General features: G+C 70.2%; 16 protein-coding genes and 1 pseudogene. 11 read left to right on the plus strand and 6 right to left on the minus strand.

What is annotated here, in order from left to right:
• The first annotated feature begins 199 nt into the window (after positions 1-199).
• Together HJD23_RS37675 and HJD23_RS37680 are read left to right on the plus strand one after the other, a co-directional pair.
• Positions 200-511, plus strand: a complete 312-nt coding sequence (locus tag HJD23_RS37675) for a hypothetical protein (protein ID WP_171108679.1) — start codon at positions 200-202, stop codon at positions 509-511.
• A gap of 141 nt (positions 512-652) precedes the next feature.
• Complete coding sequence (locus HJD23_RS37680) at positions 653-1891, plus strand: site-specific integrase (protein WP_171108680.1); 1239 nt, start codon at positions 653-655, stop codon at positions 1889-1891.
• 191 nt (positions 1892-2082) lie between these two features.
• On the opposite strand, the pseudogene HJD23_RS37685 reads toward HJD23_RS37680, so the two are convergent.
• The 6 genes and pseudogenes from HJD23_RS37685 to HJD23_RS37715 all read right to left on the minus strand — a co-directional run.
• A pseudogene (locus HJD23_RS37685) lies at positions 2083-2415 on the minus strand (DUF4326 domain-containing protein); the annotation flags it as partial.
• A gap of 7 nt (positions 2416-2422) precedes the next feature.
• Positions 2423-3226, minus strand: a complete 804-nt coding sequence (locus HJD23_RS37690) for an SGNH/GDSL hydrolase family protein (RefSeq protein WP_171108682.1) — start codon at positions 3224-3226, stop codon at positions 2423-2425.
• Between the two features lie 82 nt (positions 3227-3308).
• Positions 3309-4322 (minus strand): hemolysin family protein, encoded by a 1014-nt coding sequence (locus tag HJD23_RS37695; RefSeq protein ID WP_171108685.1) that lies wholly within the window; start codon positions 4320-4322, stop codon positions 3309-3311.
• Positions 4319-5647 carry a hemolysin family protein gene (locus HJD23_RS37700; protein ID WP_171108687.1) on the minus strand — a complete coding sequence of 443 codons (1329 nt, stop codon included), beginning with the start codon at positions 5645-5647 and terminating at the stop codon, positions 4319-4321. Before HJD23_RS37700 ends, HJD23_RS37695 begins: the two co-directional genes overlap by 4 nt.
• 203 nt (positions 5648-5850) lie before the next feature.
• Complete coding sequence (locus HJD23_RS37705) at positions 5851-6270, minus strand: GNAT family N-acetyltransferase (RefSeq protein ID WP_171108689.1); 420 nt, start codon at positions 6268-6270, stop codon at positions 5851-5853.
• A 549-nt stretch (positions 6271-6819) separates the two neighbouring features.
• Positions 6820-7242 carry a sigma factor gene (locus HJD23_RS37715; protein ID WP_240980902.1) on the minus strand — a complete coding sequence of 141 codons (423 nt, stop codon included), beginning with the start codon at positions 7240-7242 and terminating at the stop codon, positions 6820-6822.
• Positions 7243-7528: 286 nt separating this feature from the next.
• On the opposite strand from HJD23_RS37715, the gene HJD23_RS37720 reads away from it, so the two are divergent.
• The 9 genes from HJD23_RS37720 (at position 7529) to HJD23_RS37760 (ending at position 19184) form a co-directional block, all read left to right on the plus strand.
• Entirely contained in the window at positions 7529-9328 is a 1800-nt protein-coding gene (locus HJD23_RS37720; protein ID WP_171108691.1) for a thiamine pyrophosphate-requiring protein, read from the plus strand.
• Positions 9325-10479, plus strand: coding sequence for an enolase C-terminal domain-like protein (locus HJD23_RS37725; protein ID WP_171108693.1), 1155 nt, complete (start codon positions 9325-9327; stop codon positions 10477-10479). Before HJD23_RS37720 ends, HJD23_RS37725 begins: the two co-directional genes overlap by 4 nt.
• Positions 10480-10509: 30 nt before the next feature.
• A complete protein-coding gene (locus HJD23_RS37730) occupies positions 10510-13716 on the plus strand; it encodes an FAD-binding and (Fe-S)-binding domain-containing protein (RefSeq protein WP_171108695.1) in 3207 nt (1068 codons plus the stop codon).
• Positions 13717-13876: 160 nt separating this feature from the next.
• Positions 13877-14533 carry a cytochrome c oxidase subunit II gene (gene coxB, locus HJD23_RS37735; protein ID WP_171108697.1) on the plus strand — a complete coding sequence of 219 codons (657 nt, stop codon included), beginning with the start codon at positions 13877-13879 and terminating at the stop codon, positions 14531-14533.
• Positions 14530-16206 carry a cbb3-type cytochrome c oxidase subunit I gene (locus HJD23_RS37740; RefSeq protein WP_171108699.1) on the plus strand — a complete coding sequence of 559 codons (1677 nt, stop codon included), beginning with the start codon at positions 14530-14532 and terminating at the stop codon, positions 16204-16206. The genes coxB and HJD23_RS37740 overlap by 4 nt, the downstream gene beginning before the upstream one ends.
• On the plus strand, positions 16203-16562 hold the full coding sequence (locus HJD23_RS37745) for a hypothetical protein (protein ID WP_171108701.1): 360 nt from the start codon (positions 16203-16205) through the stop codon (positions 16560-16562). Before HJD23_RS37740 ends, HJD23_RS37745 begins: the two co-directional genes overlap by 4 nt.
• Positions 16563-16569: 7 nt before the next feature.
• On the plus strand, positions 16570-17106 hold the full coding sequence (locus HJD23_RS44390; protein WP_232108335.1) for a hypothetical protein: 537 nt from the start codon (positions 16570-16572) through the stop codon (positions 17104-17106).
• A 375-nt stretch (positions 17107-17481) separates the two neighbouring features.
• Positions 17482-17793: a hypothetical protein gene (locus HJD23_RS37755; protein ID WP_171108703.1), complete on the plus strand. Its 312-nt coding sequence runs from the start codon at positions 17482-17484 to the stop codon at positions 17791-17793.
• A gap of 233 nt (positions 17794-18026) precedes the next feature.
• Positions 18027-19184: an aromatic ring-hydroxylating dioxygenase subunit alpha gene (locus HJD23_RS37760; protein WP_171108705.1), complete on the plus strand. Its 1158-nt coding sequence runs from the start codon at positions 18027-18029 to the stop codon at positions 19182-19184.
• Positions 19185-19275: the final 91 nt, after the last annotated feature.

The following is a 19275-nucleotide window of genomic DNA, read 5'->3' on the forward strand; positions in this document are numbered from 1 at the left end:
GACCACCACCCAGCGACCCGCAGCCAGTCCGACGCAAGCGGCACCTAGGCCTATACCTCGGAGGCGGCCTTGTCGCCGCGGCGGCGGCCCTCGCCGAGGCCACCCGCCAGGCCTGGGACTCGAACCGCGGGCAGCTCGTCGCAGTCGCCGGGGCCACGGCCATCGCCGTAGCTACCGCCGTGATGCTGATCGTCACCCAGTGGCCGACCCGCAACGGGGCCGCGCCGCCGCCATCCGCACCGACGGCGACCGCCACAGTGACCCGAACCCCAAGCCCGACACCACCGTCCACGAACCCCTCAACAACGCCCGGGCCGACGGTCAGTCCCGGCCCGTCGGCAAGCGGCCCCAGCGGCCTCACGCCCGGCCCTGCCGGGAGCGCCTCGGGGGCGCCCATCGGCAACAGGACTCCTGCCCCACCATCTACCGCATCATCAGGAGGCAGCGCCGATCCGGGGCCGCCCGGCGGCGGGACGGCATCGCCAACAGCGCTGCCCACGCCTCCCCCTGATCCATCACCGCCACAACTCACCCCGTCCCCGCCCCCCGGTAGACCTGCTCTGTGCCTCGGACTGGCCCTGACAGTCCTGGACCTGGCGGTCTGCCTCTCGGGAGGCGGATGACACCAGCCCAACACCGAGAGAAGGAGACCGTGGCCGAGATCAAGAAGATCGTGCTGGGTAGCGGCAAGGTCCGCTACCGCACGGTCATCGACGTCGGCTATGAGCCGAAGACGGACCAGGCCGGTGAGGTGATCACCGACCCGGAGACCGGGAAACCGGTGATGAAGCGCAACCAGCTCACCATCACCAAGGACAAGAAGAAGGAGGTAGAGGCCGAGGTCGACCGCATCCGCGGGCAGATGGCAGCTGGGACTTACATCGCCCCCAACAAGATCACGTTGGGGGAGTGGCTTGACCAGTGGCTGGAGTACAAGCGGCGGGACGTCGAGGAGACGACCATCCGCACGTACCGGCTCGCCCTTGTGCACGTTCGTGACCGCCTCGGCCACATTCGTCTGCAGGAGCTGAACGAGGACCAGATCCGCGACTTCGTCGACGAGCTGGTAGCTAAGGGCCGCCGGAAGGGCGGGGAGCCCGGTAGCCGACTGGCCGTGTCGACGGTCGACGGCATCCTGATCCGGCTCCGGGAGGCCCTCAGCCGCGCGGTGGTCCGCAAGCTGATTCCGGTGAACCCGGCCAAGCACGTCCGCGTGTCGCTCGCGGACAAGAAGACCGACAAGCGTGAGCGGGAGCGGCCGAAGCCCTGGACCGTCGCCGAGGTGCAGACGTTCATCAAGGGCATCGAGGCTGACCGCCTGTACGCTCCGCTGCTGCTGTCCCTCATGGGGCTGCGGCCAGCCGAGGTGTGCGGTCAGCGCTGGCGGGACATCGACTTGCAACTCGGCACGTTGGACATCACCAACACCCGCACCATGGTCGGCAACGTGCGGGTCCTGGAGAAGGACACCAAGACCGCGTCGGGTGAGCGCGCTCTCCCGCTGCCTCAGTGGCCGTGGGAGGCGCTGAAGCGGTTCAGGGCGCAACAGGCTCGGGAGAAGCTGGCCGCGGGCGAGGGCTACACCGACACGGGCTACGTCCTCGTCGACGAGCTGGGACGGCCGCTCAACACGCGGAAGCTGCGGGAGCACGCCTACCGGCTGATGGACCAGCTCGGGCTGCGCCGTGTGCGCCTCTACGACGCGCGGCACAGTTGCCTGTCCTATCTCGCCGTCAACGACGTCCCGGACGTCGTCCTCGCCGCGTGGGCCGGCCACACGAACGCCAGCTTCACGAAGCGTAAGTACGTCCACGTCGGAGCTGAGGACATGCGGGCCGCCGCGGCTGCGTGGGACGCCTTCCATGGAGGCACTCCGAAGGCCGCTACGTGAGAAATTGTGAGAGATGATCTCTCACGTTCCCGAGGAAACCTACTCTGATCTGCACAGATGGGTGGTGCCGTAGAACAGTAACCGGATTCTACTGGCGGTTTGTGCAGGCCAGCGCCACGGGTGGGTTCGTCGGAAGCTACAAGGCGGTCCCCGGGAACCGACGAGGCGGTCGCTGCACAGCCGACCCCGGCCGATTCGGCCAGCTCCGCCAGCACATCCGCATGGCACAGCTCCGGCGCACACCAGCAGGCCAGCGTGCGCCCGCGCAGCTCCGGCACCAGGTCGAGCAGCTCGGGGCGCTCCAGCAGATACGCCCGGTACATCGCCATCACCTCGGCCCGGGTGCCGTCCCGCTTCTTCGTGGCCGTGTCTTGGGCGAACGGGTTGTACAGCGGGTGCCGGGGCAGGTCCCAGCCGCCCAGCGTCCAGCGACGGCCGACGTACACCACGTCCGCAGGGGCGTGTTCCAGCCGGGGACCGAAGTCGTGGATCCGGCCCCTGAGGTTGATCACCCGCGTGGTCACGACGGACCTACGCCGGATCCTCGTACGGCAGCAGCTCGGGGTACGGCAGCAGCTCGGGCCGCTTCGGCGGGCGGCCGTCCCCGGAGGAGCGGCCCGTGAGCCGGCGTCCTATCCATGGGAGCAGATGCTGCCGGGCGAACCGGACGTCCGCGACCCGGCGCGTCACCCACCCCGGCGGCAGCGTGGCCGGCATCGGCACCCTCCAGTCGGGGTCCTCGGGCTCGTACCCGAGCGCCTGCCACACCGCCTCCGCGACGCGCCGGTGCCCGTCGGCCGTCAAGTGCAGCCGGTCCACGTCCCACAGGCGCGGGTCACTCAAAGACGCCGCCCCGTACAGGTCGACCACCACCGCGCCGTGCCGTGCGGCCAGCTCGTCGACGCAGGTGAACAGCTCCTCCATGCGTGGCCGGAACCGCTCCAGCACCGGCCCCTGCCGTCCCGGGCTGCGCATCAGCACCAGCTGCTTGCAGGCCGGGGCCAGCCGCTCCACGGCCTCCTCCAGCAGCCCGCGCACCCGGCCCATGTCGCACTTGGGCCGCAGGGTGTCGTTGAGCCCGCCGACGAGGGTGATCACATCGGCGCCCATGGCGGCCGCCACGTCCACCTGCTCGTCGACGATCTGCCCGATCAGCTTGCCGCGCACCGCGAGGTTGGCGTACCGGAAGCCGGGCGTGCGGGCGGCCATCCGCGCCGCGAGGAGGTCGGCCCAGCCCCGGTAGGTGCCGTCGGGCAGCAGGTCCGACATGCCCTCGGTGAAGGAGTCGCCGACCGCGACCAGGCTGGTGTACGTGGGAGAGGCGTTCGTCTGCATGGCGTCAGAGATGGTATCCCGAGGCGCATACCCGCCGGTCGGTCACCTCCCCGCCCTCACGGCCACCGCCCGGCCGCGAGCCTCACGCCCACTGCCCGAACAGCTCCCGCAGCACGTCCTCCATGGTCACCAGCCCCGCCAGCCGACCGTCCGAGCCCAGCACGGCCGCCAGGTGCGTACGGCTGCCCCGCATCGCGGTCAGGACGTCGTCCAGCGGCGTGGTCTCCCGCACGCGCGCGATCTGCCGCATGTCGCGCAGCCGGAACGGCAGGTCCCGCGGCATGGCGTCCAGCGCGTCCTTCACATGCAGATAGCCGACGATCCGGCGCCCCTCGTCCACGACGGGGAAGCGGGAGAACCCGGACTGTGCCGACAGCCCCTCCAACTCCTCCGGAGTGACACCCACACGCGCGTACACGACACGCTCCAGCGGGAGTACGACATCCCGCACGGGCCGGTGCCCCAGTTCGAGGGCGTCGTGCAGCCGCTCCTGCGCACGGTTGTCGATCAGCCCGGCGGCGCCGGAGTCCTGGACCATCCGGGCCAGCTCGGCGTCCGAGAAGCTTGCCGTGACGGCGTTCTTGGTCTCGATCCGCAGCAGTTTCAGCAGCCCGTTGGCGAACGCGTTGATCGTGAAGATCACCGGCCGCAGCGCCCGGGACAGTGCGACCAGCGGCGGCCCGAGCAGCAGCGCGCTGCGCACCGGCTCGGCGAGCGCGATGTTCTTCGGCAGCATCTCGCCCAGCAGCATGTGCAGATACGTCGCCAGGGTCAGCGCGATCACGAAGGACACCGCGTGTCCCGCGCCGGTCGGCACGCCCATCGCGTGGAACACCGGCTCCAGCAGATGCGCGATCGCCGGTTCCGCGACCACACCGAGCACCAGGGTGCTCAGGGTGATGCCGAGCTGCGCGGCCGCCATCAGCGCGGACACGTGCTCCAGTCCCCACAGCACGCTCTTCGCGCGCCGGTCGCCCCGCTCGGCGTACGGCTCGATCTGGGAGCGGCGCACGGAGATCAGCGCGAACTCGGCCCCCACGAAGAAGGCGTTCACGACCAGCGTCGCCAGACCGATCAGCAGCTGTACGGCGGTCATGCCTGCGCATCCTTCTCGTCGTCCAGGGGCGCGTGCAGCAGAACGCGTGCCGCCCGGCGCCCGGAGGCGTCCAGCACTTCGAGCCGCCAGCCGGCGACCTGCACGGTGTCGCCGGCCACCGGAATGCGACCGAGTTCGGCGGCGACAAGACCGGCCAGCGTCTCGTACGGCCCCTCCGGCGGGCGCAGGCCGACGCGCGCGAGCTGGTCGATGCGGGCGGCGCCCTCCGCCGAGTACAGGGCGTGGCCGTTCTCGTCGGCGCCGACCGGGGCGAGGTCGGGTGTCTCGTGCGGGTCGTGCTCGTCGCGCACCTCGCCGACGACCTCCTCGACGATGTCCTCCAGGGTGGCCACGCCCGCCGTTCCGCCGTACTCGTCGATGACCACGGCCATCGTGCGCTTGCCGGACAACCGGTCGAGGAGCCGGTCCACGGTCAGCGACTCGGGGACGAGCAGCGGCTCGCGCATCATGTCGGCGACCGGCACCCGGGGCCGTCGCTCCGCGGGCACGGTCAGGATGTCCTTGATGTGGGCGGTGCCCACGACCGAGTCGAGGCTGCCGCGGTAGACCGGGAACCGGGACAGTCCCGTCGCCCGGGTCGCGTTCGCCACGTCCTCGCAGGTCGCCTGCGCGTCGAGGGCGACGACCTGCACGCGCGGCGTCATCACGTTCTCCGCGGTGAGGTCCACGAGGTTCAGGGTGCGGACGAACAGCTCGGCGGTGTCCGGCTCAAGCGCGCCCTCCCGGGCGGAGTGCCGGGCGAGCGCGGCCAGTTCCTGCGGCCCGCGCGCGGAGGCCAGCTCCTCGGCGGGTTCGAGGCCGAGGCGGCGCACCAAGCGGTTCGCCGTGTTGTTGAGGTGGGTGATGAACGGCCGGAAGATCGCGCTGAACCAGCGCTGCGCGTTGCCCACCCGCCTGGCCACGGCCAGCGGCGAGGAGATCGCCCAGTTCTTGGGCACCAGCTCGCCCACCACCATCAGGAACACCGTCGACAGGGCCGTGCCCAGCACCAGTGCGATAGAGGACGCCGTGGTCCCGGAGATGCCGATGCCGCGCAGGGGACCCGCGATCAGCCGCGCGATGGACGGCTCGGCGAGCATGCCGACCACCAGGTTGGTGACGGTGATGCCGAGCTGCGCTCCGGAGAGCTGGAAGGTGAGGTTCCGTACGGCCTTCAGGGCGCCGGAGGCGCCGCGCTCGCCGCGCTCGACGGCGCGTTCCAGCTCGCTGCGCTCGACCGTGGTCAGCGAGAACTCGGCCGCGACGAAGGCGCCACAGGCGAGCGAGAGCAGGACCGCCACCAGCAGGAGCAGTACTTCGGTCATCTGGTCACCCCAGTCCCATGGTCCGGCAGGGCAGGGAGGATCGCGCGATGTCCGGTACTGGGAGGCTCGCCCATGGGCGGACGCTCACCCTTTCACTGAGGACGGGGCGGGTCCTGGGAGGACCGAGTGGCCCTCCCAGGGTAAAGGGCCGGCAGCGTCAGGATTCGGTCAGCGGCTTGACCCAGCGCGGCCGGGCTTGACGTCTATAGGGGCTTGACCCAGCGTCGCCAGTGGTCCTCGCGGTGGTAGCCACCCGCGGCCCACGTGTGGTGGGCCTGTTCGTTGGCTTCCAGGACCATGGCGTCGACGCGTCGCCCGCCCAGGGCGGCGAAGCGTTGTTCCGCGGCTTCCAGCAGGGCGGTGGCGATGCCCTGCCGACGGTGGTCGGGGTGTACGGCCAGTCGGTAGGCGGAGCATCGCCATCCGTCGAAGCCGGCTATGACGGTTCCGGTCAGGAGGCCGTCGCGCTCTGCGAGGAGCAGGGCTTCGGGGTCTCGTGCGATGAGTCGGGCCACTCCGTCGTGGTCGTCGCTGATACTCGTTCCCTCCGCGGCCTCGCGCCAGAACCGCAGCACGGTATCGATGTCCGAGAGGGTGGCGCGGCGGATGTAAAGATCGCTCATGGGGCGAGCCAAGCAGAGCGCTCGCCTGTCCGGCGAACGGGTTTCCCCGCCGGTGCTGCTGCCAGGGCGATGCTGTATCAGAAAGGGAGGTTGGGCTCCCGCGGTCTACGTCTCCGACGCGGAGGCCGTCGCAGCGTCGGATCCCCGGCAAGTCCCGAGCGAGAGCGCGCGCAGCTCGCCGCGACGCACCGCACACAGGGCCGGCCGCGACGCGCGGGAACGACCCCCACACTCCCACCGGTCCGGCCCGGCGTCGGGCGCGCAGGACGGACGGGCCCGGCAGGACGTACCGCCCCCGCCAGGTGACGGGACCGCCCGAGGAAAGCGCCGGCCGTGCCGCACGGCCGGTGCGCGGCCGCTGCTCCTGCTCGTCGTCGCCGGGAGGCGGCTCGGTCGCCAGGAGGGCCTTACGGAGCCGGTCGAGACAGTGCCTCAGAATGCGCGAGACCTGCATCTGCGAGACACCGATGGCGTCCGCGATCTGCTGCTGGGTCTGCTCCCGGTAGAACCGCAGGTAGAGGACTCGGCGGTCCCGCTCCGGCAGCTCCTTCACCAGGGCTGCCAGGGCCAGGGCGTCGACGACACGACCGAGGGCGTCACGCCTTCCTGTCGTACGCGCTGCGGAAGGTGACCGGTGAGCTCAGGCGGCAACGTGCGCGACCGTACCAGCGCCGTACGGCTGCCCCGTTCCCCACCCAGTTTCGGGTCATAACCGTCGACCGCTTTGATCAGCCCGAGGGACGCGACCTGAGCGAGGTCGTCGGAGTCCTCCCCGCGGTGCTGGAAGCGGCGTGCCACACGGTGGGCCAGCGGCAGCAGCAAGCGGATGACCTGGTCACGGAGGGCGGCCCGCCGCGGTCCCGGATGCTGCTCCGAGATCTCGCACATCAGCGTGTCGAGGTGATCCGAGGAGGGCTCTGGTACGGCGGTGCCGTCGTGCGTCCGGAGCAGGGCAGCGGCTGAAGCAGACATGGGCACCGCCGCCTCGCAGCAACCATGCTGTGTCGCGTCGGCTCACGGAGTGACCCGGCGCAAGGGCCGCGAAACGCGCCGACACCCATCGTCACAAAACCCGCTCAGCGCGCAATTCGGGCGACACCATGCTGTCCGCTCTCGGAGGGCCACCTCCCGTGCGCACGGACGCCGAACCAGTCACCGTTCCGGTCCATGAGAGTGGCGGCGCGGAACTCTCCGTTTACGTACCCCCGCCCCGGGTCACCCACCGGAGACGGCAGAGGTGTGTCCGAGGGAGTACGTCATGACGCTGGTCGCTGACTTCGTGCTGCAACGCCTGCGGGAGTGGGGCGTGGAGCGGGTCTACGGTTATCCCGGGGACGGGATCAACGGGCTGCTCGGCGCCTTCGACCGGGCGAAGGGGGAGCCGGAGTTCATCCAGACGCGGCATGAGGAGATGGCGGCCTTCATGGCCTGTGCCCATGCCAAGTTCACCGGCGAAGTCGGCTGCTGCGTCGCGACATCGGGGCCCGGCGCGGTGCACCTGCTCAACGGGCTGTACGACGCCAAGCTGGACCATCAGCCCGTCGTCGCGGTGGTCGGCCAGCAGAAGCGGGTGTCACTCGGCGCTCACTACCAGCAGGAGATCGCCCTCCCGCAGCTGTTCGCGGACGTCTCGGAGTACTGCCAGATGGTCACGCATCCGGCGCAGGCCAGGCACGTCATCGACCGGGCCTTCAAAACCGCGCTCACCACACGGTCGGTGGCCACGATCATCGTCCCGAACGACGTCCAGGAGGAGGACGCCCAGCCCTCGCCGCCGAAGAAGCACGGCTCGGTGTTCTCCAGCGTCGGCTGGAGCCGCCCGCGCCTCCTGCCCGACGAGGCGGAGCTGCGCAGGGCGGCAGGCATCCTGAACTCCGGCAACAAGGTCGCCATGATCATCGGCCAGGGGGCCGCGCATGCGGAAAGCGAGGTCGTGGAGGCGGCGGAGCTGCTCGGTGCGGGGGTGGCGAAGGCGCTGCTCGGCCGGGAGGTGCTGCCCGACGACCTGCCGTTCGTCACCGGACCCATCGGGCTGCTGGGCAGCAAGGCCAGTGACAACATGATCCGCGGCTGCGACACCCTGTTCATGATCGGCAGCAGCTTCCCGTACGCGGAGTGGCTGCCGGACGAGGGCCAGGCCCGCGGCGTCGAGATCGACATCGACGGGCGGATGATCGGTGTCCGCTACCCGATGGACGCCCACCTCGTCGGCGACTCCAAGGAGACGCTCAAGGCTCTGCTGCCGCTGCTGCGCCGCAAGGAGGACCGCGGCTGGCGGGAGAAGATCGAGAAGGACGTCGCCGAGTGGAACGCGATCTGCGAGAAGCGGGCCGGTCAGCACTTCGGAAAGACGATCAACCCGCAGGCGGTGGCCTCGCAGCTCTCGCCCCGGCTCCCCGACAACGCCATCCTGACCGCCGACTCGGGCTCCGGCACGAACTGGTGGGCGCGCCACTTGAAACTGCGCAAGGGAATGCAGGCGTCGCTGTCGGGGACGCTGGCCACGATGGGCCCGGGCACCCCGTACGCGATCGCCGCCCGGTTCGCCTACCCCGACCGGCCGGTCATCGCCTTCGTCGGTGACGGCGCCTTCCAGATGAACGGCATGGCCGAGATGATCACCGTCAAGCGGTACCTGGACCGGCTGTCCGGGCCGGCGCCGTTCGTCTTCTGCGTCTTCAACAACCAGGACCTCAACCAGGTCACCTGGGAACAGCGCGCCATGTCCGGCGACCCCAAGTTCCCGGGTTCCCAGGACATCCCGGACATCCCCTACGCCAAGTACGCCGAACTCATCGGCCTGAAAGGCATCTACTGCGACAAACCGAGCAAGGTCGGCAAGGCGTGGGACGAGGCGCTGGCCAGTGACCGGCCCGTGGTGCTGGAGTTCAAGGTCGACGCGGAGATCGCGCCGATCCCGCCGCACATCATGCTGGAGCAGGGCAAGAAGGCCGCCAAAGCGGCCGTGCGGGACCCGGAGAGGGCGGGCATCGCCGCCAAGGGCGCGCGCCAGAAGCTCACCGAGCTGGTCGAGCACCTGCCGGGGCGGCATTCATGACCGGTCGTACGACCGCTGGGGGAGCGGGACTGGAGGAGTGCCGTGTCGACGCGGTCGACGTGCACGCCTTCGAGGTGCCCACCGACGGCCCCGACGGCCGGGAACAGGACGGGACCCTGGACTGGGACTCGACGACCATGGTCCTGGTCCGGGTGCACGCCGGCGGCAGGATCGGCCTCGGCTACACCTACGGAGACGTGTCGGTCGCCTCCTTCGTGACCTCCGAACTCGCCCCGATGCTGGAGGGACAGGACGTCACCGCGCCGCCGGCCCTGTGGCACCGTATGGGCGCGCGTATCCGCAACGCGGGCCGCCCCGGCGTCGGAGCCATGGCCGTCTCCGCGGTCGACGTGGCGCTGTGGGACCTCAAGTCGAGGTTGCTGGACCTGCCGTTGATCCGCGTCCTGCCCGCCTACCACGACCGGGTACCGGTGTACGGCAGCGGCGGCTTCACGAACTACCCGCTGGACCGGCTCACCGAGCAGCTCGCCGGATGGGTGGCCCAGGACATCTCCCGTGTGAAGCTCAAGACCTCCCGTGAGCCCGAGCGGGATCCGCAGCGGCTGACCGCCGTACGCAAGGCGATCGGCGACGAGCCGGAGATCTTCACCGACGCCAACGGCGCGCTCGCCCGCAAGGAGGCCCTCTACTGGGCGCGCAGGTTCCATGAGGAGTGGGACGTGCGGTGGCTGGAGGAGCCCGTCAGCTCGGCCGACCTGGAGGGGCTGCGGATGCTGCGGGACCGGGGCCCGGTGCGCCTGGAGATCGCGGCGGGCGAATACGCCTTCACCCCACAGGACTTCGTCAACCTCGTGGAGCCGCCCGCCGTGGACTGCCTCCAGGCCGACGTGACCCGATGCGGCGGCATCACCGGCGTACTGGAAGTGGCCGGTCTGTCGGCGACCCGGCACCTCGACCTGTCCGCCCACTGCGCGCCGGCGCTCTCCGCCCACGCCTTCTGCGCCGTGCGCCGCCTGCGGCACCTGGAGTACTTCCACGACCACGTGCGCGTCGAGCACCTGCTGTTCGACGGCACCCTGTCGCCGGACGGCGGGACCCTGCGGCCCGACCCGGGCCGCCCGGGGCTCGGTCTGGAGGTCAAATGGGCCGACGCCGAACCCTTCCGCGTGTACGGAGCCCGACCCGCCTGACCAGGCTCCCAAAAGGAAAGTTGGAACCCGATGGCGAAGGCAGCACGTCGCACGACGCGTGACATCCCGGCCAAGACGCACCCGGAGATCGCCGGACCTCCGCGGGGCCGTCAGACCCTCGACGTCGGCGGACTGGAGCGGGCGCTGCGCAAGGCGGTGCAGGGCGAGGTCCGCTTCGACACCGCCTCACTGGGGCTGTACGCGCAGGACGCGTCCAACTTCCGTCAGGTGCCGATCGGGGTCGTCGTCCCCCGGACGCTGGACGACGTGGTGGCGGTGCACAAGGTCTGCCATCGTTTCGGCGCTCCGATCCTCAGCCGCGGCGGCGGGACGAGCCTGTCCGGCGAGACGGTCAACGAGGCCGTGGTGATCGACCACTCGAAGTACCTCACCGGCATCGGAGAGGTGGACCCCGGCCGCCGCCTGGTCACCTGCGAACCGGGCGTGATCAACGAAGACCTCAACCGGCACACCGGGCAGCACAATCTGGTCTTCGGCCCCGACCCGTCCTCCCACTCCCGGTGCGTGATCGGCGGGAACATCGGCAACAACTCCTGCGGCATCCACTCGGTGCAGTCGCAGCTGTACGGCCCGGGCCCTCGCACCAGCGACAACGTGCACGCTCTGGAGGTCGTCACCTACGACGGCGAGCGCTTCTGGGTCGGGGTGGACGAGGAGAAGCACCTCGACAAGATCATTGCCAAGGGGGGCCGCAAGGGAGAGATCTACGCCGGACTGCGGGACCTGCGCGACAAGTACGCCGACGCCATCCGGACGGGCTTCCGCTCCGAGCAGCAGGTCCCGCGCCGGGTGTCCGGCTACAACCTCGACGAACTCCTGCCCGAACGCGGCTTCAACGTCGCCCGCGCCCTGGTGGGCACCGAGAGCACCTGCGCGACCGTGCTGCGCGCCACGCTCATGCTGACCCCCGGCATGTTCCAGCGCACCACCGTGGTGGTCGAGTACGACGATCTCGCCGACGCCGCCGAGCACTGCCCGCAGATCATCGAGCGGTTCAAGCCGATCGGCCTGGAGGCGCTCGACCACCGGCTCATCAGCGACCAGCAGCAGGAGAACATGAATGCGGAGGACATCCAGGAACTGCCGCGGCTGGGCGGCGGGGCCTGGCTCCTCGTGCAGTTCGGAGCCGACACCGCCGAAGAGTCCCTCGCACAGGCAGATGGTTTCGCCCGGTGGCTCACCGACGACCAGGGCTTCGCCCGCGACCGTATCCGCGTGGCCAGGAGCAAGCAGGAGGGCGGCAGCAGCGAGCACCTGTGGGCAATCCGGGAGAGCGGCCTGGGGTCGACGGCGTTCCCGCCCGACGGCAAGGACCACTGGCCCGGCTGGGAGGACTCCGCCGTTCCGCCGGACCGGCTCGGCCAGTACGTGCGCGAGCTGCGCAAGGTCATGGACCGGCATGGCATCACCGGCGCCATGTACGGCCACTTCGGCCAGGGCTGCATCCACTGCCGGCTCAGCTTCGACCTGCGCAGCGCCGAGGGCCTGACCACCTACCGGGCGTTCATGGAGGAGGCCGCCGACCTGTGCGTGTCCATGGGCGGCTCGGTCTCGGGCGAGCACGGCGACGGCCAGCAGCGCGGGGAACTGCTGGAGAAGCAGTACGGGAGCGAACTCGTGCAGGTCATGCGGGAGTTCAAGGCGATCTGGGACCCGCAGTGGAAGATGAGCCCCGGCAAGGTGGTCGACGCCTACCGGATGGACGAGAACCTGAAGCTGGGCACCGACTACAACCCGCCCCGGCACCCGGTGAAGTTCTCCTACGCCGAGGACGGTGGCGACTTCGCGCACGCCACCGTGCGATGTGTCGGCATCGGCAAGTGCCGGGTGCCGGAGGCGAAGACGACGATGTGCCCCAGCTACCAGGTGACCCGTGAGGAGAAGCACACCACCCGTGGCCGGGCCCGGCTGCTGTACGAGATGTTGAAGGGCGACGTCATCACCGACGGCTGGCAGTCCAAGGAGGTCTACGACGCCCTCGACCTCTGCCTGGCCTGCAAAGGCTGTACGAACGACTGCCCCGTCAGTGTCGACATGCCCACCTACAAAGCGGAGTTCCTGTACCACCACTTCAAGTCGGCCCGCCGGTGGCGCCCTCGCCACGCCTACGTCTTCGGCTTCATCGACCAGGCGGCCCGGATCGCCTCACGCGTCCCGGAACTGGCCAACTTCACCACCCACACACCCGGGCTGGCCCGCATCGCGAAGCTCGTGGCGGGCATCGACCGCCACCGCCCGCTGCCCCGCTTCGCACCCATGACGCTCCAGGAGTGGTTCGCCCGGCGCGGCGGAACAGCCAACCCGGCCGGCCGCCCCGTCGTCCTGTTCCCGGACACCTTCAACAACCACTTCCACACGGGCGTCGGGGTGGCCTGCGTGGAGGCGATCGAGGCGGCGGGCTGGCAGGTCGTCATGCCCGAGCAGCACATCTGCTGCGGACGGCCGTTGTACGACTACGGCTTTCTGGACGCCGCCGAGCGCTATCTCCACCGCGTACTGGACATCCTCCGTCCGCACCTGAGGGCCGGTACGCCGATCGTCGGCATGGAGCCGAGCTGCCTGGCCGTCTTCAAGGACGAGCTGCCCAAACTGCTGCCCCATGACGACGACGCCGGGCGGCTGACCCGCAACGCCTACCACTTCCCGGAGTTCTTCCAGACCTTCGGCATCGAGCCGCCGAAGCTCGACGGCAAGGCACTGCTGTGGGGGCACTGCCACCAGCGCGCCACGGGCGGTATGACCCCCGAACAGGAACTGCTGGAAAAGATGGGCCTTCAGGTGCAGAACCTTCAGGGAGGGTGCTGCGGGCTCGCCGGATCCTGGGGCTTCGAATCCGGCAAGTACGAGATCTCCATGGACTGCGGCGAACAAGCCCTGCTGCCCGCCGTCCGTGACGCGGACGAGGACTGTCTGGTCGTGGCCGACGGGTTCTCCTGCAAGACGCAGATCAAGGACGCGGGCACCGGACGGCAGGCCCTGCACGTCGCCGAGGTGATGAAGCTGGCCCGGGACAAGGGGGCCCGGGCCGCATCACGGCTGCCCGAGCGCGGTGCCTCGGCGCTGCCTGCGCCGCCACTGTGGAAACGGGCACTGAGGGTCTCGGCCGCCGGTGCCCTCGGGGCAGCCGTCACGGCGCTCGTCGGCCTCCGCACCGCCCGCCGGTGCGCCACCGTCAGGAACGCCTGCCCCGCCGGTACGCCGACGCGGCAGGTGTGAGACCTGGATACCCGGGCACTCCGGTCGGCGGTGTGTCTGCTCGCGGACCGTCCGGCCTGCCCGTAATGTCCGCATGGCCTCGGTCTCGAACAGTGCGACGGGAGCGATCTGGGTCAAGGCGTTCGAGGGGCGCCGCCAGCGACGCGGAAAAGGTGGCGCAGTGAAGCAACGTCATATCTTCGGCGAGGTCTTCGCTCTGGAGACGATCGTCGCGGGCGTGGTCTTCGTCGTCGTGTTCGCCCTGCTGGGTTACGCGCTTCTCAGGCGGCGGGCCGGGCGGCAGGTGACCGCGTCCGAGCGGGCGGAGCGCCCTCGGCTGGAGGGGTACTACGTCGGTGTCCTGACCGCGTTCGCCGTGTTCCTGGTGGCGTGGACGGCGTGGCAGAACCACCGGGAGCACCAGGCGGCCGAGCGGCCACCCGTGCGCGTCGACGTCTCCTCCTTCCAGTGGTGCTGGAACTTCAGCTACCCGCAGGCGCCCGCGCCGCGCAACGTCACCGGAACGTGTCGGGGGGACGACCTGCCGACCCTGGTCGTGCCGACCGGCCGCCCCGTGCAGTTGCGGCTGACCTCCCGTGACGTCATCCACTCGCTGTGGGTTCCGGAACTGCGGTACAAGATGGACGCCTTCCCCGACCACGTGAACACCTTCACCGTCACCCTGGACCGGGAGGGCCGCTGGCTGGGCAAGTGCGCGGAGTTCTGCGGCCTCCGGCACCGCACGATGCACTTCTGGATTAAGGCGGTGTCACCCGAGGAGTACGACCGGTTCCTGCAGGGCCAGCAGAGCGGTACCGGGCAGGGGGCGGCGGCATGACGGTCGCGCCACCCACCACCAGGGAGGGCACGGGCGGGCGGCCGGTCCCGCCGAGCGGCTGGCTCGGCTGGGTGACCAGCACCGACCACAAACGGATCGGACTGTTGACGGTCGGCACCTCTTTGGTGCTGCTCCTGGTGACGGGCACTTTCGCCCTGACCATGCGGGCCCAGCTGGCCCAGCCGGAGCAGGAACTGGTGACCACTCATCTCTACAACCAGCTGTTCACCATCCACGGCTCCGGCATGATCTACATGGTCTTCACGCCGTTGGCGCTCGGGATGGGCGTGTATCTGGTGCCGTTGCAGATCGGGGCTCCCGGCATCGCCATGCCACGCCTGACCCTGCTGGGCTACTGGCTCTACGCGCTCGGGGCGCTGGTCATGCTGGCGGGCTTCGCCACGCCCCTGGGAGCGCACGCGGACGGCTGGTTCTCCTACCCGCCGTTGGCCGACAGCGTCCACTCGCCGGGCGTGGGTACCGACCTGTGGATCGCGGGGGTGTTCCTGGCGACCACCGGGACCATCGTCATGGGCTGGACCGTGCTGTGGACGGTGCTGCGCAAACGCACGCACGGCATGACGATGCTGCGGCTGCCGGTCTTCTCCTGGTCGATGATCGCCAGCTGCCTGATGGTGATCGGCGCCTTCCCCGCCCTCCTGGCCGCACTCGTGCTGCTCGCCGTCGGCCGTGCCGACCCGTCGGTCTTCAACGAGAACGTGTGGAACATCGGCTACCAGCACCTGTTCTGGTTCTACGGCCACCCCGTGGTGTACGTGATGTTCTTCCCCTACCTGGCAGCGGCCGCGGAGGTGCTCGCCGTGTTCTCCGGGCGCCGCTTCTTCGGCTACAAGGGCACGGTGCTGTCGCTGCTGGTGTTCGCCGCGCTGTCGATGAGCGTATGGGGCCACCACATGTTCGCCACCGGCCAGGCGACCAACGACTACTACTCCCTGGCCTCCATCGCCCTGCTCGTCCCCGCGGGCGTGGAGTACTTCGCCATGGTCGGCACCATCGTCGGCGGGCGGCTGCGCCTGGCTCCCCCGATGCTGTTCGCCCTGGCCTTCATCCCGCAGTTCCTGATCGGCGGGCTCACCGGCATCATGGTCGGCACCCCGGTGATCGACTACCAGGTGCACGACAGCTACTTCGTCGTGGCCCACCTGCACTACGTGCTGTTCGCGGGCAGCGCCTTCGGGCTGTTCGCCGGGGTGTACTTCTGGTTTCCGAAGGTGACGGGCGTGATGCTCGGCCACCGGCTGGGCCGGCTGCACTTCTGGCTGCTGGTGATCGGCACCAACGTGACGTTCCTGCCCATGTTCGCGCTCGGCTACCTGGGCATGCCCCGCAGGATCTCGACGTACGCGCCCTTCGAGGGCTTCGGCTGGCTGAACCTGCTGTCCAGTATCGGCGCCGCCTTCCTCGCCGCGGCCATGACCGTGTTCGCCGTCAATGTGCTGTGGACCTTGCGCAAGCGCACCCTGGGGCGCGCCGAGAAGGCCCCGGACGACCCATGGGGCGGGCACACCCTGGAATGGGCCACCTCGTCCCCGCCGCCCCGGCTGAACTTCACCCCGGAGCACCCGGTGCCGCCCGTCACCAGCTTCGCTCCGCTGCTGGACCTGCGGCAGCGGCAGAAGGCGGACGCCGCGGCGGACAGGAGCCGGCCGTGAAGAGGCACCCGTCCGTCGTCGTCGTGGCCGGCTGGGCCGTGCTCAACGGCATCCTCCTGGCGGTGCTTGCCGTGTACGGCGAGAACGCGCTGGTGTTCTGGCTGTGGGGCAGCGTCGTCGTGCTGCTGGCGCTGGTCGCCGTGGCGGTACTCGCCTCCTCCCGCTCCGGACCCGAGCAGCACGTCCGCTACCGGGTGCCCGACCGGGCGGCCGGTGCGGTGGTGCCCGCCGCGTTCGGCTTCCTGCTCGTCGCGCTGGCGTTCGTCTACGGCTGGTGGCTGCTGGCCCTCGCCGGGCCGCTGCTGCTGGTTGCGGTGGCCCTCGCGGTGCGCGGTACGACGGCCCGCGAGGAGTGAACCCGTGATGGACCACTCGACACACGGGACGCACCTGTCGTCCGTGGCCGCGATGGGCTTGTCGGGGTTCGTGCTGGCCGCGGTGGTGCCGGGCGTCGTGTGGCTCACTCGCCGGACGCCGCTGTGGGAGCGGGTGAGTGTCCCGCCCGGCGTCGCCCTGCCCCTGCTGGTCCTGCTGCACGCCTGGGTGATGCTCGCCGGCCTGGTGCGCCCGATGCCCGCCGCTGTCACGCTCGTATCCGAGTTGGTCCTGCTCTCGGCGGCGGTGACGTTCTGGGTGCCCGTCGTGGCGTGTACCCGGCACCGGCTCAGTGATACCGGCCGCTGCCTCTACCTCTTCCTGGCGGCGCCGCTGTTGGACATCCCCGCGCTCGGCGTGATCGCTGCGGGGCACTCGGCGGAGGGACTCGCCATGATCGTCGGCATGCTGCCCCTCGCCCTCGCCGCGGCTGCCCTCACCTGGTCGTGGATCAACCGTGAGGAGCGGCAGGCGGCGGACGAGTCCTCGCTCGCGGTGCGGGCCGGTGATCCGCATGCTCGCTGACGCCCGCCCGGGCGGCGCCGTCCTCCTCGACGTCTGTCAAACGCTCACCGACCGGCCCCCATTCGCCGCCGCCCGCCTGCGGCGGGGACCGGTCGGCCCGGCGGGCCTCAGTGCCTGGCGGCCGGCCTGCCACGTCGATCGGCGGGGCGAAAGCAGTGTGCCGAGGCACTGGTCCCCGCCCGTCGTTGCCCAGGCGACGGCACGCCGGATCTCCGGCTCGTCCAGGCCGGTCCGGGAGGCAAGCTGCGCGCTTGGTCAGGCGCCGGCGTGAGGCCGTCGGGGTTTCAGAGGTCGTATTCCGTGAGAACCAAAGGCCTGAGGAACTCCGCACGGGCCAGACTGTGTCGGGGTGGTTTCCGATGGGAGGGACCGAGGTTGCTGGATGCACTGACGCGGATCGCGGGAGACAGCCAACGCGTCGAGCGTGGGAAGGAGTTCGCACCCCTCACCGTCCTGGCGGCCGCCAACGGCGAGCCCGCCGGCGGCCGCATGGTCAGTTTCTTCGTCGACGATCCCGAGGGTACTGGCACCGACTTCCGCGGCGGTTCACCCGTCCGGGTCACCACGGCCTCGGACGGTACGGGAACCACGGACGTGCCGCTCATCGCGGGCGATGCCCCCGGCGCCGTGCAGATCAAGGTCATCGCCGACGGGGCGAGTTCCGCGTTCTCTCTGGAAGTGGTGTAGGGCAGGGAGCGCACTGGCTCCATCCGTAGCGCGGGGCGGATGCGCAGAGCCATGCCCCAACGGGGCCGCTCACCCGTCCGGACGCGCTGGGCAGGGCGTGGGCGACGGGCGGCCGCCAGGGTGGAGGGTGCTGGGTCCCATCGGCGAATCGGCGTATCGGCGTATCGGCGGGTGGTGATGCCCGGCGTGACGCTTGACTGTCCGTGCCGGTGTCCCACGTACGAGGGAGAGGTATGACCGAGTCCGACTCCGATGGGGCCGGGACCCTTCCCGCCGGGGCCGGGAGCCGTCGGGTCTCGCGGCACCGCGATCCGACTGCCGGTGCCACTGACCTGCGGCGCGTTGGGGCGAACCCGGATTTCTGGTACCCGGTCGCGCTGTCCCGGAGCGTGCGGGACGGGCGGGTGCTGGCGACGGCGTTCGCCGGTCGGCGGATCGCGCTCTACCGCGGGGAGAGCGGGGGCGCCATCTACGCGCTGGAGGACCGGTGCGCCCACCGGCAGGTGCCGCTGAGCATGGGTGTCGTCGAGGGCGAGACGCTCCGCTGCTGCTATCACGCATGGGCGTATCGCGGTGACGGCCGCATCTCGCACATCCCCTACTTGGCCAAAGGGGATGGCCTGCCGCCGCGCGGCGTGCGCGGCTACCCCGTCCGCGAGGCCTACGGTCTGGTGTTCGTCTTCCCCGGCGCCGCGGAGAAGGCCGCGGTCACCGCGCTGCCCGAGGTGCCGGCCTTCGGCTCGGCGAAGTACAAGACCATGACATTCTCCCGGACGGTGCGCTGCCACTACTCGTTCATGCACGAGAACCTGCTCGACATGAACCACCAGTTCCTGCACCGGGGGATCGTCGGCAGGCTCTACCCCGAGCTGCTGGAATACCGGACCGGTGAGCGCTCGGTGGAGGCCAGGTACGTCTTCACCCACGCCGGGGGCAAGCGCAACCGCGGCGCCACCTTGCTGGCCTCCAAAGGCGTCCGCCGCAGCGCCTCCTACGACCTCATGACCATCCGCACCCACTACCCGTACCAGACGCTCGACCTCGTCCCGGAGAACGCCGAACGTCCGGCCTTTCATCTGTGGGCCGCGTACGTGCCCGAGGACTCCGAGCAACGCAGCTGTCGCGCCTACGGCCTGCTCATGATCCAGAAGCCCGGGATCCCCGGTGCCCTTCATCTGGCCTGGCCGTTCATCAGGCGCTTCACCGAGCGGGTGTTCGCCGAGGACCGCATGGCAGTCGAAGCAGAGCAGCGGGCGTGGGAGGAGCAGGGGGAGGACCGCAATCATGAGGTATTCCCCCTGATCCTGGACGTCCGCGAGGTACTGCGCGCCAACGGCGTCCCACTGCGCCCTCAGGTCGCTGCGTGCGGCACCGCCGAGCCGAGCAGGTGAATGCTGCACGGCAGCAGGTTGACCAACGGGCCGACCCCGGCGATACGGACGTCGGCGCCCCGCGAATTGCTGCCACTGTGGGTGGTCGGGG

This window comes from Streptomyces sp. Z423-1 (genome assembly GCF_013009255.1).
GTDB classification, from domain to species: domain Bacteria; phylum Actinomycetota; class Actinomycetes; order Streptomycetales; family Streptomycetaceae; genus Streptomyces; species Streptomyces gossypiisoli.